This is a genomic window from Paraburkholderia ginsengiterrae (assembly GCF_001645125.1).
In the GTDB taxonomy this organism is placed as follows: Bacteria; Pseudomonadota; Gammaproteobacteria; order Burkholderiales; family Burkholderiaceae; genus Paraburkholderia; species Paraburkholderia ginsengiterrae.
Genome location: NZ_LXKA01000221.1, coordinates 287,798 through 300,265, shown reverse-complemented (window position 1 = coordinate 300,265; position 12,468 = coordinate 287,798). Strand labels below are relative to the sequence as shown.

11 protein-coding genes are annotated in these 12,468 nt (G+C 62.6%); 9 read left to right on the top strand and 2 right to left on the bottom strand.

Going from position 1 to position 12,468, the window contains the following annotated elements:
* Positions 1 to 64 precede the first annotated feature (64 nt).
* Positions 65 to 1,012: a GlxA family transcriptional regulator gene (locus tag A6V37_RS17865; RefSeq protein ID WP_064270551.1), complete on the top strand. Its 948-nt coding sequence runs from the start codon at positions 65 to 67 to the stop codon at positions 1,010 to 1,012.
* A gap of 3 nt (positions 1,013 to 1,015) precedes the next feature.
* On the opposite strand, the gene A6V37_RS17860 is transcribed toward A6V37_RS17865, so the two are convergent.
* Positions 1,016 to 2,011 carry an alpha/beta fold hydrolase gene (locus A6V37_RS17860; protein ID WP_082902842.1) on the bottom strand — a complete coding sequence of 332 codons (996 nt, stop codon included), beginning with the start codon at positions 2,009 to 2,011 and terminating at the stop codon, positions 1,016 to 1,018.
* 210 nt (positions 2,012 to 2,221) lie between these two features.
* Between A6V37_RS17860 and A6V37_RS17855 the strand changes: the two genes are divergently transcribed.
* Genes A6V37_RS17855 through A6V37_RS17845 form a run of 3 tightly spaced genes read left to right on the top strand, consistent with a single transcriptional unit; the run spans position 2,222 to position 5,962 of the window.
* Positions 2,222 to 2,593: a DUF805 domain-containing protein gene (locus A6V37_RS17855; RefSeq protein WP_064270550.1), complete on the top strand. Its 372-nt coding sequence runs from the start codon at positions 2,222 to 2,224 to the stop codon at positions 2,591 to 2,593.
* Between the two features lie 7 nt (positions 2,594 to 2,600).
* Entirely contained in the window at positions 2,601 to 4,883 is a 2,283-nt protein-coding gene (locus A6V37_RS17850; RefSeq protein WP_064270549.1) for an FAD-binding protein, read from the top strand.
* Entirely contained in the window at positions 4,880 to 5,962 is a 1,083-nt protein-coding gene (locus tag A6V37_RS17845) for a hypothetical protein (RefSeq protein WP_064270548.1), read from the top strand. Before A6V37_RS17850 ends, A6V37_RS17845 begins: the two co-directional genes overlap by 4 nt.
* A gap of 10 nt (positions 5,963 to 5,972) precedes the next feature.
* On the opposite strand, the gene A6V37_RS17840 is transcribed toward A6V37_RS17845, so the two are convergent.
* Positions 5,973 to 6,863 carry a LysR family transcriptional regulator gene (locus A6V37_RS17840; RefSeq protein WP_064270547.1) on the bottom strand — a complete coding sequence of 297 codons (891 nt, stop codon included), beginning with the start codon at positions 6,861 to 6,863 and terminating at the stop codon, positions 5,973 to 5,975.
* Positions 6,864 to 7,103: 240 nt separating this feature from the next.
* On the opposite strand from A6V37_RS17840, the gene A6V37_RS17835 reads away from it, so the two are divergent.
* From A6V37_RS17835 to A6V37_RS17810, 5 genes are all read left to right on the top strand, one after another.
* Entirely contained in the window at positions 7,104 to 8,510 is a 1,407-nt protein-coding gene (locus A6V37_RS17835; RefSeq protein WP_064270546.1) for a class I SAM-dependent methyltransferase, read from the top strand.
* 1 nt (position 8,511) lies between these two features.
* On the top strand, positions 8,512 to 9,849 hold the full coding sequence (locus A6V37_RS17830) for a sensor histidine kinase (RefSeq protein WP_064270545.1): 1,338 nt from the start codon (positions 8,512 to 8,514) through the stop codon (positions 9,847 to 9,849).
* Between the two features lie 19 nt (positions 9,850 to 9,868).
* Positions 9,869 to 10,273 (top strand): response regulator, encoded by a 405-nt coding sequence (locus A6V37_RS17825; protein WP_064270544.1) that lies wholly within the window; start codon positions 9,869 to 9,871, stop codon positions 10,271 to 10,273.
* 195 nt (positions 10,274 to 10,468) lie between these two features.
* Complete coding sequence (locus A6V37_RS17815) at positions 10,469 to 11,488, top strand: response regulator (RefSeq protein ID WP_064270542.1); 1,020 nt, start codon at positions 10,469 to 10,471, stop codon at positions 11,486 to 11,488.
* 190 nt (positions 11,489 to 11,678) lie between these two features.
* Positions 11,679 to 12,419 (top strand): SDR family NAD(P)-dependent oxidoreductase, encoded by a 741-nt coding sequence (locus tag A6V37_RS17810; RefSeq protein WP_064270677.1) that lies wholly within the window; start codon positions 11,679 to 11,681, stop codon positions 12,417 to 12,419.
* Positions 12,420 to 12,468 lie beyond the last annotated feature (49 nt).

Genomic DNA, 12,468 nt, shown 5'->3' with positions numbered 1-12,468 from the left:
AACCGCTGCGACGGAAATGACGTATAAGTGTATGATTTAGGACATACCTTGACGGAGAACGCCCATGCACCGGATCGGGTTTCTGCTTAGCGACGGCTTCCAGATCATGGCGCTCGCGCCGCAGGCCGTGTTCGAGTACGCGAACATGGTGACAGGCGAGGCGTTCTACACGCTCGACAATTTCTCGGTATCCGGCGGCGAAGTGCGCTCGTCGCTTGGCGTGCAGGTCGGCACGCGGTCGCTGCGCGGGCGGCTCGACGTGGACACCTGGATGGTCGCCGGAGTCAACGATCCGCTCACCTCGCCGGCTCCCGAGCGGATTCTGGCCTTCCTGCGCAAAGGCGGCAGCCGCGCGAGGCGCATCGCCGGAATCTGCACGGGCGGCTTCGTGCTCGCGGAAGCCGGCCTGCTGGCACAACGGCGGGCCACCACCCACTGGGCGTTCGGCCGCGAGATGCAGAAGCGCTTTCCGGATGTCCGGGTCGAGGAAGACCGCATCTATATCGTCGACGGGCCTGTCTGGACATCCGCGGGCATGACGGCCGGCCTGGATCTGGCGCTGGCGATGGTGGAAAAGGATCTGGGCGCCGAAGTGGCCCGCTCGGTGGCGCACAAGCTGGTCATGTATCAGCGCCGCGCGGGCGGCCAGTCGCAACACTCCGAAATGCTGGACCTCGCGCCGAAGTCCGACCGGATCCAGAATGCGCTGAACTACGCGCGCCAGAATCTGAGCCGTTCGTTGACCGTGGAGGAGCTGGCCAGTACCGCTCATCTGAGTCCGCGCCAGTTCAGCCGGGTGTTCACACTCGAAACCGGACAGTCTCCGGCCAAGGCGATCGAAGGGCTGCGCCTCGAAGCCGCGCGGCTGATGATCGAGCAGAGCCGGCACCCGCTGGATGTCATCGCTAAAGAAACCGGCTTTCGCGACCGCCACCATATGCGCGAGGCGTTCATCCGCGGGTTTGGCCGTCCGCCCCAGGCGGTTCGGCGCGACGCGCGCATGGATTCGTGAGCGTCAGCTTGCCTGCGCGCCCTTGACGCGAATGAGGAATTTTTCAAGCGCGCGATTGAACGCGGCGTTGTCTTCGACATGAGGGATGTGTCCGATTCCCGGCAACACGCTCATGCTTGCGTCAGGCAACAGTCGCGACAGGCGCAATCCCTCGCTCACCGGTGTCACGCCGTCGGTCGCGCCCCAGATCACATCGATTGGCATGATCAACGACGCGTAATCCGCCGAGCGGCTGCTCCGGCTGAGCCCCGGATCATTGATAAATGCGTCCAGCCAGTATCCGTACGCCTGCGTTGTGTCAGTCACAGAAAGCGGCCGCTGATAGACGGCGATCCGGTCGGCCGTGAGCGCATCGTGACGGGAAGTGAACTTGCGCAGAAACCATCCCGTGAGCCATGGATTGGTTGCCGTCGCGGCGATCACCGGCCGTGCCACGGCCGGCAGCTCGATCAGACTGCCGAGCAGACCAGGTTCGGACGGCTGCGGATCAATCGACAGCGCAACGTCCACCAGCACGGCTGCCGTGAATCGGGAAGGTTCAGCCATCAGCGCTTCGACTGTGGCCCGTCCGCCGAACGAATGGCCGACGAGAATCACGCGCGAAAGCGCCAGCGTGTCGAGCATGCCGAGAATGCGCAAAGCCTGGCTGCCGGTGTCGTAGGTATTGGCCGCGGGCCGGCTGGTGTACCCGAACGGCGGCAGGTCCACCGCAATGCTGCGATAGCCGGCCTGAGCGAGATGCTCCATGGTCGGCAGCCATGTCGAACTCCAGGCGCCGGCGCCCGAAATGAACACGATGGGTTGTCCGTTGGCAGGGCCGCGCTCCTGTATGAGCATATCGACGTCCGCCGCACGCACGAAGCGGGAACCGGCCGGCGCTGCGCTCTGCGCAACGTCCCGCTCGCGAAGATGCGCGAATAGCTCGGCGCTGCCCAATACCGCAGCTAACGCTACGACAGGCACGGCGATCAGTGCAAGCGCGACCTTATAAAATTTCATGACGTCCCATGCATTCGTTTTTATGCTTTATGGGTTCAATTGCGCACACTTGTCACGTCAAACGACTATGTACAGTCATGCTGAGCTGTTTTTCTCGGAATTGGGATCGACCGATAATAACAAGTCCGCTTAAACTTGCGCAGCAAAGCTTGAGACATTTTGATGGTTTTGGAAACCGATAACTGACTCACGGGAATAGGTAAAAATAAAATGCTTTTAACGACCCTCGCCCCCGCATTCTTTACGAGCCGCGGCCGCATTACGCGCGGCGAATGGCTGACACGGATCGTCATCGCCGCACTCGTGTGCGCGGCCTTTGGCGAGCTCGCCGCTGCGTGGTTTGGCGAAACAGGCGCGGCCTTCTTCGCGCTGGTCTTTCTTTGGAGTGCGAGCGCGCTCGGCACCCAGCGCCTGCACGACATCGGCCGTGGCGGATGGTCGTTGCTGAGCGCCGTGATCCCGGTTTTCGGGCCGATCTGGGTGCTGATGCATCTGCTTCGCCGTGGCGTCGAGCACGAAAACCGCTTCGGCCCCGATCCGGCGGCCCGCTCGGATTACCTCAAAGTCGATATCTCGGAGTGATGCGGATATGACTACCGTCAACGACGTTACTCAGCTGAACCGCATTCCGGTATTTTCCATCGCCACGCCCACCACGACCGAAGAGGTCGTCGAGGCGCTCACGCAGACCACGCTGCCAGTGTCGATAGGCGGCGGCCACTTCAGCATGGGCGGACACACCGCGAGTCCGGGCACCCTGCACCTGGATATGCGCAAGATGAACCGGGTGCTGCGCTTCGAGCCGCACACGTCGGTGATTCGCGTGCAGGCCGGGATCCGCTGGTGTGACATCCAGCGTTTTATCGATCCGCACGGTCTGTCGGTGAAGATCATGCAGACCTATGCGAACTTCACGGTGGGTGGCGCGCTGTCCGTCAACGCGCATGGGCGCTACATGGGCCTGGGGCCAGTCGTGCTGTCGGTCAGGGCGATCAGGCTCGTGCTGGCCGACGGCGAGGTCGTCGACGCCAGCCCGACTGAGAACACCACGTTGTTCAACGCGGCGATCGGCGGCTATGGCGGCGTCGGCATCATCACCGAAGCGGAACTCGATCTCGTGCCCAATACGCGGGTCAAGCGCAGCGACCGCACCATGCGCACCGCCGACTACAAGGCGTGGTTCGACGCCAACGTGCGCAGCCATCATGATGTGATCTTCCACAATTTCGATCTCTATCCGCCGCGTTATGTGCGCGGCCGCGCGATCAGCTGGACGGTCACCGACGAGCCGGCCACTTCGGCGCGGCTGCAGCCGCTCAGTCGCGGCTTTCTTGCCGCGAAGTATTTTCTATGGGCGATCACTGAAACGCCGCTCGGTAAATTCCGCCGCGAATTCCTGTACGACCCGCTGCTGCATTTCGGCAAGAAAGTGCATTGGCGCAACTACGAAGCCGGGTACGACGTCGCGGAACTCGAGCCGGTCGGCCGCCGCCGGCGCACGTATGTGCTGCAGGAGTACTTCGTGCCCGTGGAAGCCGTCACGCGATTCGCCGAGGCGCTCTCGGCGGTACTTTCGCGGCACCGGGTGAACGCGGTCAACATTTCGATCCGCCACGCACTCGCCGACAACCGCACCGTCATGGCGTGGGCCCGCGGTGAGACGTTTGCGTTCGTGCTTTACTACAAGCAGCGCACCCGCGCGAATGCGATCGAGCGCGTGGCGGTCTGGACGCGTGAACTGATCGACGCAGTACTCGAAGTGGGGGGCACTTACTACCTGCCCTACCAGTTGCACGCGACGCACGAGCAATTCCATCGTGCCTATCCGCGCGCACGTGAAATGTTTGCACTCAAGCGGCAATTCGATCCGCGGTATCGGCTGCGGGGTGCGCTGTGGGATCGGTACTATGCACCCGAACTCAGCGCGTCTGAAGCGGCGCATTTGCCGGCCGCCGCAACACCTGATTCCTCGCCGGCCATGGTGACCATGGCGACCATGGCGGCGAACCAGGCGGACCGCGACGGCACCCTGTTCGAAACGATCTATCACAGCGAGCGCGAAGCCGATCGTTTCTATACGTTCCTGCAGAACATTTTCAACGTGCTGCCCGAAGACCGTTTGCATACGTTGATCAAGGCGTCGACGGCCGAACATACGGGCGACGAGCACATTTATCGCGCGATCCAGGCGGGGCTCCAAGCGATCACTCCGCGCCTCGCCATGCTCACGCACGCGCTGCCGTCACTGTCGATGCAGAAGGCTGAAATGGGCCGCCAGACCGCCATGCTGCTGGGCGATGCGCCGTTACAGGACTACGTGGAGATCGGCACGACCGGGCGCTACGTCCGGGCCATGAAAAAATATCTGCACCTTAAAGGCAAGGTGACCCTTGTGCACGACGTGCAGCCGGGCATGAGCCCGGTCGATATCGTCGAGCGCGGGCAGTTCGGCTCGATCGGCGAGTTCCAGCCGTTGAACGACTATGCACCCATCGCGCTGCCTGCCGCCAGCGCCGATCTCGTGAGTTGCTTCGTCGGCCTGCATCACATGGCGCCGGAAAAGCTCGCGCCGTTTCTCGACTCGATCGCGCGCATCGTCCGGCCCGGCGGCTATTTCGTGGTTCGCGATCACGACGTCACGACGCCGGCCATGGATGCATTCGTGTCGCTGGCCCACACGGTGTTCAACGCGGGGCTCGGCGAAAGCTGGGAAACCAACCGGTCCGAATTGCGTCATTTCGCGAGCGTGGATGACTGGATTGCGCGTGTCGAAGCCGCCGGCTTTCGCCATACCGGCATGCGCCTGACTCAACAGGGCGATCCGTCGGACAACATCCTGCTGGCGTTCGTGCGCCAGGGAGGCGCGGCATGACGCGGCTGTTGCGCAACGCGCTGCTAGTCATCGGCGTCGCGCTCGCGTTCGCGGCGCCGGCTGCGCAGGCGGAGGAGGCGCCCCTTTCGTCCGGAACGCCGGGAGCGTTATACCAAAGCCCCGTGCCGGACGCGGATCGCCGCGGCACTGAGCAGACGCTGCTGACTTTCCCCGAGTGGTATCTGGTCCATAGCCCGGCGGAATACGCGCGGATCGTGCAACATGCGCCGCCGCATGATTTTCCGTTTCTGGATCAGATCGGCCAACTCTGGTCGAGTTACGCAACGGTCACGCGTGAGCAGATGCGCGACAACTACCCGCTCAATCCCGGTTATCACGTGATGATCTGGGTGATCGCATCGAGCACGACTGTGGAATACGTGCTGCGCTCGCTCTACGAAAACACCGTGGGTCGCGCGAGCTGGCTGCTCGGCGGGAAAAAGCTGACCGACGAGGATCGCTTCGCCGCCCAGGCGGCGCAGGAGTACGTGGACTTCATCCGTCAGGAGCCGTGGTATCTGTTCGACTTCGGCGCACGGCTGCGTCACCTCTGGAGCGATGTGCCGATGTGGGGGCCGGGGGTCGTGCGCAAATGGGAACGCCGCTATGCGCTGACCACCGAATACGCGATCAAGGCCGTGTACGGAAAGCTGATCGAGAAGGCCACCCGGGCCGCCTACACCCCGGCCCTGATGACGACCGACGTGGTCGTCGACCACCTGCCCGATGGCTGGTCGGCGCAGGCTCACGTCAGCGTGCTGGCTCGTCTGCCGGACGGTCGCGCGTTACTTGCGTTGCCCCGCTATTTCGATTTCAGGGTGGCGGCGACAGCACTTGCGCAACAGGGCATTCGGCTCACGGATATCGCGGGCAATACATCGGAGATTCTGGTTACGGTGTGGATGAAAAACGACGCGTCGCTGCCGGCCAGCAGCGGTCGCATCCTGTTCGAACAGCCGCTGACTCTGCCCGCCAATACACGGCGCGTCGCGCTGCTGATGCCGGTTCGCGGCTTGTCCGATTTTCTGGCGGCAGCCGGGAAAAACGGCCTCGTGACCGAGCACGTGTACGACTACTGATTCCGAGTGGCTAAAGACGTGACGGCAGTGACGAAGCGAAGAACTCCGTCACGCGCCGCACGCGCTCCGGCACAAACCGGCGTTTGGGCCAGACGAGGCTGACATCTCTAACGTCGCTGATGAATTCGTCGAGAACCGTGATCACGTCCGGATGCTGAAGTTCGTCCGAAAGCGAAACCTTCGCAAAGAGACCAATTCCCACACCGGCGAGCACACCAGCCCGAATCGTCTCGACACTGTTGGACGAAAGGTTGCCGCGAACGGTCACGCTGAATCGCCCTTCCGGCCCAACAAACGGCCAATCCGCCGACTCCTCCAGGCCGCCGTATAAAAGGCAATTGTGATGCACCAGGTCCGCGGGCGTGCTGGGGATGCCGCGCTGCTCGAAGTAGCGGCGGGAGCCGACGCACACAAGCGGAGTACCCGCTACTCGTTTGACGACCGCGTCAGGTTCATTGACCTGTCCTACTCGGATCGCCAGATCGATCCGATCGTCCACCATATTTCGTACGAAGTCCGAAAGAACCAGATCCACTTGAAGGCCAGGATAGCGCGACAGCAGGCCGGGGATGAGAGGAAGAACGTGCAGGCGGCCAAAGGTGGACGCTGCGGCGATCCTGATCGAACCCGAGACAGCGAGCGTGCTGCTGGTCATTTCGCTGTCGGCGTCATCCATCTCGTCGACCAGCGGCCTCGTCCGATCGTAGTACCGCTGCCCCTGATCCGTCAGGGTCACGCTCCTGGTGCTCCGATTGAATAGCGCGACGCCGAGGCGCCGCTCGAGAGCGCCGATTGCCTTGCTGATGGCGGACTGCGACTCGCCGGTCCTGCGCGCCGCCGCGGAAAACCCCCCCGCTTCCACGACGGCGATAAAGGCGGTCACTTCGTGAAACCGGTCCATCGTATTTCTCCGGAAGATGACGTGCATGCTACGCAATTTGTTAGGGAGCGCGGCTCTCACAGCTAGTATCATCAGATGAAACCCGCGTAGGATCACAGTATTCTTTTTTTATCAGTAGAATGCTGCAATCGCAAAGGTCCGTATCGTTCCGAAGCCGGCCTTCAGGCCCATCAGGCCACCAAGCCTCGATAAAGCCGTGATGCCGCCAACCTCTCGTGGTACCTACCTAGCCGCAATACTGTGTATTCCAAAACGCAAATCGATCCGGTAGTGAGCTTCCGCAACTCGCAGGGCGAGCAGGTGCGGGGCACGATCATCAATCTCCAGCGCAAGTCCCTGGTGATGGAGGTCTATAACCCGTACTCGATCGTCCAGGTCAGTGAGGTGCTGAGCGACCTGTCGGTCAAGATGGGCGTGGAACACGCCTATTCGGGCAAGGCGGTCGTCATCAGTATGGTCAACACCGGCCTGACAGCCATTGTCTCGGTGACGCTGATCGACGAGTGGCGGGAATTGAGTGGCGGCACGCTGGAAGCGCGCGCCGTGGGAGAAGAAGCCCGCCGGTTCGCGCAGGACTGGACCGATCGTTTCCAGATCCGCCGTGACTACCAGATCGCGGTCAACCAGATCCGGGCTTTTCTGTCGGACATGTCGCGCTGGGTCGAGCAAGCGGACCTGGCCGACGTTATGCCGAAGGACGGCAAAAGCCTGCGCGAGGACTTCTTCCTCGAACTGGCATCGCCACTGATGGAAAGGACCAAGTTCTACTTCGACGAATTCGAAGGCGAGGCGCGCCTCGTCGACGAAGAACTGGCGCCGGCGCACCGTGCGTTTGCCCAAGCGGCGCTCCATCCGCTGCTGCTGCGCTCGCCCTTCGTCTTCCGAACTTTCACGAAGCCGCTGGGCTATGCCGGTGACTATCAGATGGTCAACCAGATGATCGACGATCCGCGCCAGGGCCCGAGCACGTATTTCCAGATCGTCAACGCGGCCTTCCTGCAGACGGCCGTGGCACGCGCGCACCGCAATCGCATCGATCTGCTGGTGGACTACCTGACCCGGCTGGCCAATGAGGCGCGCGCCGCGCAGCGGCCGTTCCGGGTGCTGAACGTGGGATGTGGCCCGGCTCAGGAAATCCAGCGTTTCATGGATGAATACGACGAACCGGAATGGCTGACGTTCGACCTGCTCGACTTCAGCCAGGAAACGCTAGACTGGACGCGCGAGCGCCTCGGGGCCATCGCACAGCAAAAGTCCAAGCGCATGACCATCAGCTACACGCATGATTCGGTCCACCACCTGCTCAAGCGCCGGATCGACGCGGACGCGCCGGACGCGCGCGAGTTCGACGCGGTCTATTGCGCCGGCCTGTTCGACTACCTGTCGGACAAGGTCTGCGCCCGCCTGAACCAGCATTTCGCCAGCCGCACCAGACTGGGCGGCCGCCTGCTCGTCACCAACGTCCACGCCGACAACCCGGAGCGCTTCAGCATGGAACACGTGCTGGAGTGGTATCTGATCTACCGCAACGAGGCACAGATGGCCGAAATCATGCCGGAGAACTGCGGCGAGCCACGTCTGTACACGGACCCGACCGGGGTTAATGTGTTTGCCGAGGTGGTGATCGGCCAGCAACAAGTAGCCTGAGATGACGACATCACTGGTTGGGCTGCAATCGAACTATCGTGAAGAGCTGCGCGACTACCGGTTGCTGTGCAGCAAGGCCGGTGGCGTGACCGTGATCGTGCTGGTGCTGATGGGCATGGCGATGGACTATGTCGTGTATCCGGCTGAGCAGAAGTACTTTGCCATCGTCCGGATGCTGACCAGCGCGGCGATCGGCCTGGCATTGCTCTCGCTTTACACGAAAACAGGCAAACGCCACGTGCAGGTCATCACCTTCTGCTGGCTGCTGCTGCCACAGATCATGATCTCGTGGATGATTTTTGCCACGCAGGGCGAGCAATCGCTGTTCTATGCCGGGCTCATGCTGACGATCTTTGCGGTGGGGATCCTGTTCCCCTCCGGCTACCTGCAGACGCTGGCATTCGGCCTCGCCACGGGCGCGCTCTACTACGTCGCCTGCGTGACACATCTGGGCGGCATCAAGGACCCTAGCAAGTTTGAGTTCCAGCTCATCCTGATCTTCTTCTGCGCTTTGGCCAGCTCCATTTACACGTATTTCAACGAGAAGGGCCGTTTCCAGCTTTTCCGGCTGAAGGACGAGGTGGCGCACAAAAACGATCAGCTCGCCCGCACCAATGAAAACCTGTCGCAGATCAAGGGCCAGCTTCTGCAGCAGGAGAAGATGGCTGCGATCGGCACGTTGTCCGCGGGGCTGCTCCACGAGGTCAACAACCCGGTGAACTTCTGCCTGATGGCGATCGAAATCGCCATGGAGGAACCGCAGGTCAAGGACAGTCCGTCGCTGCAGGAGTGCCTGGTTGACGTCAAGCAGGGCATGCACCGCATCCAGCATATCGTGTCGGACCTGAAAACCTTTGCCTACCGCAAGCCAGGCGCGGAGGCGGACGACGTGCCGTTCCTGTTCGAGAAGGCGCTTGATTCGTCGATCCGGCTGAGCGCCCATGAGCTGCGCGGCGTGACGGTCACGCGCGACCTGCCCGGCGACACCCTCGTGCTGGGCGACGAAGCCGCCATTATCGGCGTGCTCATCAATCTGTTCTCGAATGCGGCTCTGGCCATGCACAAGGAAGCCACCGTATCGCCGCAGGTTCATGTCTCGGCACGATGGCGCGACGACCGGCTGCACGTGAACGTGCACGACAACGGCCCGGGGATTGCCGAGGAAAATCTGGCGCGCGTGTTCGAACCGTTCTTCACTACCCGCGATGTCGGCCAGGGCCTCGGCCTTGGCCTGTCCATCAGCTATGCAGTGGTGGAGCGGCACGGCGGCACATTGTTTGCGGAAAGCCAGTTGGGAGAGTGGACCGCGTTCAATTTCGACCTGCCGCGTGTCGAGTGAGATTCAGATTGAGAATGAAATGAGTGAGACCCAGCAAGCGCGGCCGACTGTCGTCTATGTCGATGATGAGGAATTGGCCCGCAAGTATTTTGCGCGCTCGGCCGGCAGCGGCTATGAGGTGCTGCTCGCGAGCGACGCGGAAGAGGCCATCTCGATCCTGCGCCGCGAAGGCGCACGGGTGGCGATCCTGGTGACCGACTTCCGCATGCCGGGCCGGCACGGCGGCGAACTGCTGCGGCAGGTCTCGCAGGAGTATCCGCATATCGTGCGGATCCTGGTGACAGCCTACGTGGACAAGGACGCGCTGCGGGGAGCGGTCAATCCTGACGAGGTGTTTCGAATCCTGGAGAAGCCGTTGGGCGTGGGCACGGTCCGTGAGGTGCTGGCATCCGCGGTAGCGGCCCAGCAATTGCGCCCGAGGTGATACAGCGATTGAGCAGCGATTGCTGGCCGGCCCAGTTATCCCGCACGCCGGCGTTGGCGGCTTCGGCATGATTTTCTGCAACCGCGTCATGCAGTCCTTTGGCGGGAGTATCAGGATTGCATCCGCGTCTGGCGCCGGCACGGCCGCGACGCCGGAGTTACCCCATTTGAAGAATCGAATGCACAGGAGTTACCAATGAGCAACACGCTTGCCAACCAGACGCCACCTCCGGCGATTCTGTTCGTCGATGACGAAGCCACTGCGGTCAAATACTTCGAGCGCGCCATCGGCGCGATCGCGCCGGTGGTGACGGGCGCCTCCGTCGAGGACGGCAAGGCCATGCTGGATGCCCACGCCGCCAGCCTGGCCGTACTGGTGTCCGACCAGCGCATGCCGGGCGAACATGGCAACGAACTTCTGCGCTACGCGCGCGAGCGCTATCCCCACATCGTCCGGATCCTGACGACGGCCTATTCGGAGCTGGACCAGACGGTCGAGGCCGTCAATCAGGGCCAGATACATCGCTACATCAAGAAGCCGTGGGACATCGCCGCGCTGCGCATGGAGATGAAGCAGGCACTGGAGCTGTCGGGACTGCGCAAGGAACGCGACCAACTCGTGCGCGAGAAGCTGAGCGTGCTGCAGACGCAGACCGTGGCCACCCGCATCGGCATCGTGCACACGCTGTGCGCCAGCCTGATCGGCCCGGGCCGCTTCCAGCCGGTGGAAACCTGGCTGGTCGGCAACGAACTGGCCGGCACGCGCAATGTGGAACCGGACTGGCAGCGTATGGACTACGCCGACCTTGTGCGTGCCGAGAGCGAATGCAGCGGCAGCTTCGGCCACGCGGTCAGCACGCGCCTGATGGAATTGCGCACGCGGAATGCGGGGCGCGGCGCGGCCGACGCGGTGCAGATCTTCACTGAAGTCCTCGGCGCCTCGGTACGCGGCGATGGCGATGCGCTGACCTGGACAACACCTGCCACGCTGAGTGAGTTCCTCACCCGGCCGGTGGGTCTGGCCGTCTCGGCCGAGCACGCTGCCTGGCTGGCCTGCCTGCTTTGGCTGGAAGAAGCCGGCGGCGCCCTGCAGTGTGTGCGCGAAGGTGACGCCATCGTCTGCCGCGCGGGCACACGCGCTGCCAGTTTTGCGGCCGACCGCCTGGCAGTCTGGATCGAGCGGTTCTCGGAGCCGGCGTTCGACCACGCGAAGTAGACGGTTCACGCTCCCAAAAGGACGCAATGGGCGGTGATCGGCTCGCATGGCCACGGGGTGACTGACCGCTGCACCAGGTTCCACGATCTATTCTCGCAAAGAATGGATCTTATGAAAATTCCGCCAATTATCATTCGCGAAGGTGGCAATTACCATCGTTCTGTCATTCACGAACAGACAGAAGGTTCTGATGTCCACCCTCGCAGGAAAGATTGCCGTCATTAGCGGCGCAACGACCGGCATCGGTTTGGCGATCGCCCGGCGGTTCGTCGCCGAAGGCGCTCACGTGTTTATCTTCGGCCGTCGCCAGGCACAGCTCGACGAAGCCGCCAGGCTGATTGGGCGCAACGTCACCGCCATCCAGGCCGACGCCGCGAATCTCGATGATCTCGACCGTGTCGCCGCAATCGTCAAGCGCGAAAAAGGCGTGGTCGACATCGTCGTGTCGAACGCCGGCTATACGGAGCAGGCTACGATCGACACCATCACACCCGAGCATTTCGACAAGGCATTCAACCTCATGGCTCGCGGCCCCGTGTTCCTCGTGCAGAAGCTGCTGCCGCTGATGACAGGAAGCGGATCGATCATCCTGGTCTCGTCGGCCATGCACCTCATGGGCATTCCCGGCCACACCGCCTACGCGGCGACCAAGGCGGCATTGCGCTCCTATGCCCGCACCTGGGCCGCGGAATTCAAGGATCGCGGCATTCGCGTCAACATGCTCAGCCCAGGCGTCACCGACACGCCGATTCTCGACGCCCAGTCGGCGTCCCGCGAGGATCTGGTGAGCATGTACCAGAGCATGGTCCCGATCGGCCGCCTCGCGCGGGCAGAGGAGATGGCCAGCGCGGCGCTCTTCCTGGCGTCGGACCAGAGCTCCTACATGACGGGTGCGGATCTGATGAACGACGGCGGCATCGGCCAGGTGTGAGACTAGAGGCTGACCGTCAATTTGCCAATTGCGTCGCCAATCGCTGCTT

Excerpts from the sequence above, each read along its gene's own strand:
- A6V37_RS17865 (WP_064270551.1), top strand. The coding sequence starts at position 65 with ATGCACCGGATCGGGTTTCTGCTTAGCGACGGCTTCCAGATCATGGCG.
- A6V37_RS17860 (WP_082902842.1), bottom strand. The coding sequence starts at position 2,011 with ATGAAATTTTATAAGGTCGCGCTTGCACTGATCGCCGTGCCTGTCGTA.
- A6V37_RS17855 (WP_064270550.1), top strand. The coding sequence starts at position 2,222 with ATGCTTTTAACGACCCTCGCCCCCGCATTCTTTACGAGCCGCGGCCGC.
- A6V37_RS17850 (WP_064270549.1), top strand. The coding sequence starts at position 2,601 with ATGACTACCGTCAACGACGTTACTCAGCTGAACCGCATTCCGGTATTT.
- A6V37_RS17845 (WP_064270548.1), top strand. The coding sequence starts at position 4,880 with ATGACGCGGCTGTTGCGCAACGCGCTGCTAGTCATCGGCGTCGCGCTC.
- A6V37_RS17840 (WP_064270547.1), bottom strand. The coding sequence starts at position 6,863 with ATGGACCGGTTTCACGAAGTGACCGCCTTTATCGCCGTCGTGGAAGCG.
- A6V37_RS17830 (WP_064270545.1), top strand. The coding sequence starts at position 8,512 with ATGACGACATCACTGGTTGGGCTGCAATCGAACTATCGTGAAGAGCTG.
- A6V37_RS17825 (WP_064270544.1), top strand. The coding sequence starts at position 9,869 with ATGAGTGAGACCCAGCAAGCGCGGCCGACTGTCGTCTATGTCGATGAT.
- A6V37_RS17815 (WP_064270542.1), top strand. The coding sequence starts at position 10,469 with ATGAGCAACACGCTTGCCAACCAGACGCCACCTCCGGCGATTCTGTTC.
- A6V37_RS17810 (WP_064270677.1), top strand. The coding sequence starts at position 11,679 with ATGTCCACCCTCGCAGGAAAGATTGCCGTCATTAGCGGCGCAACGACC.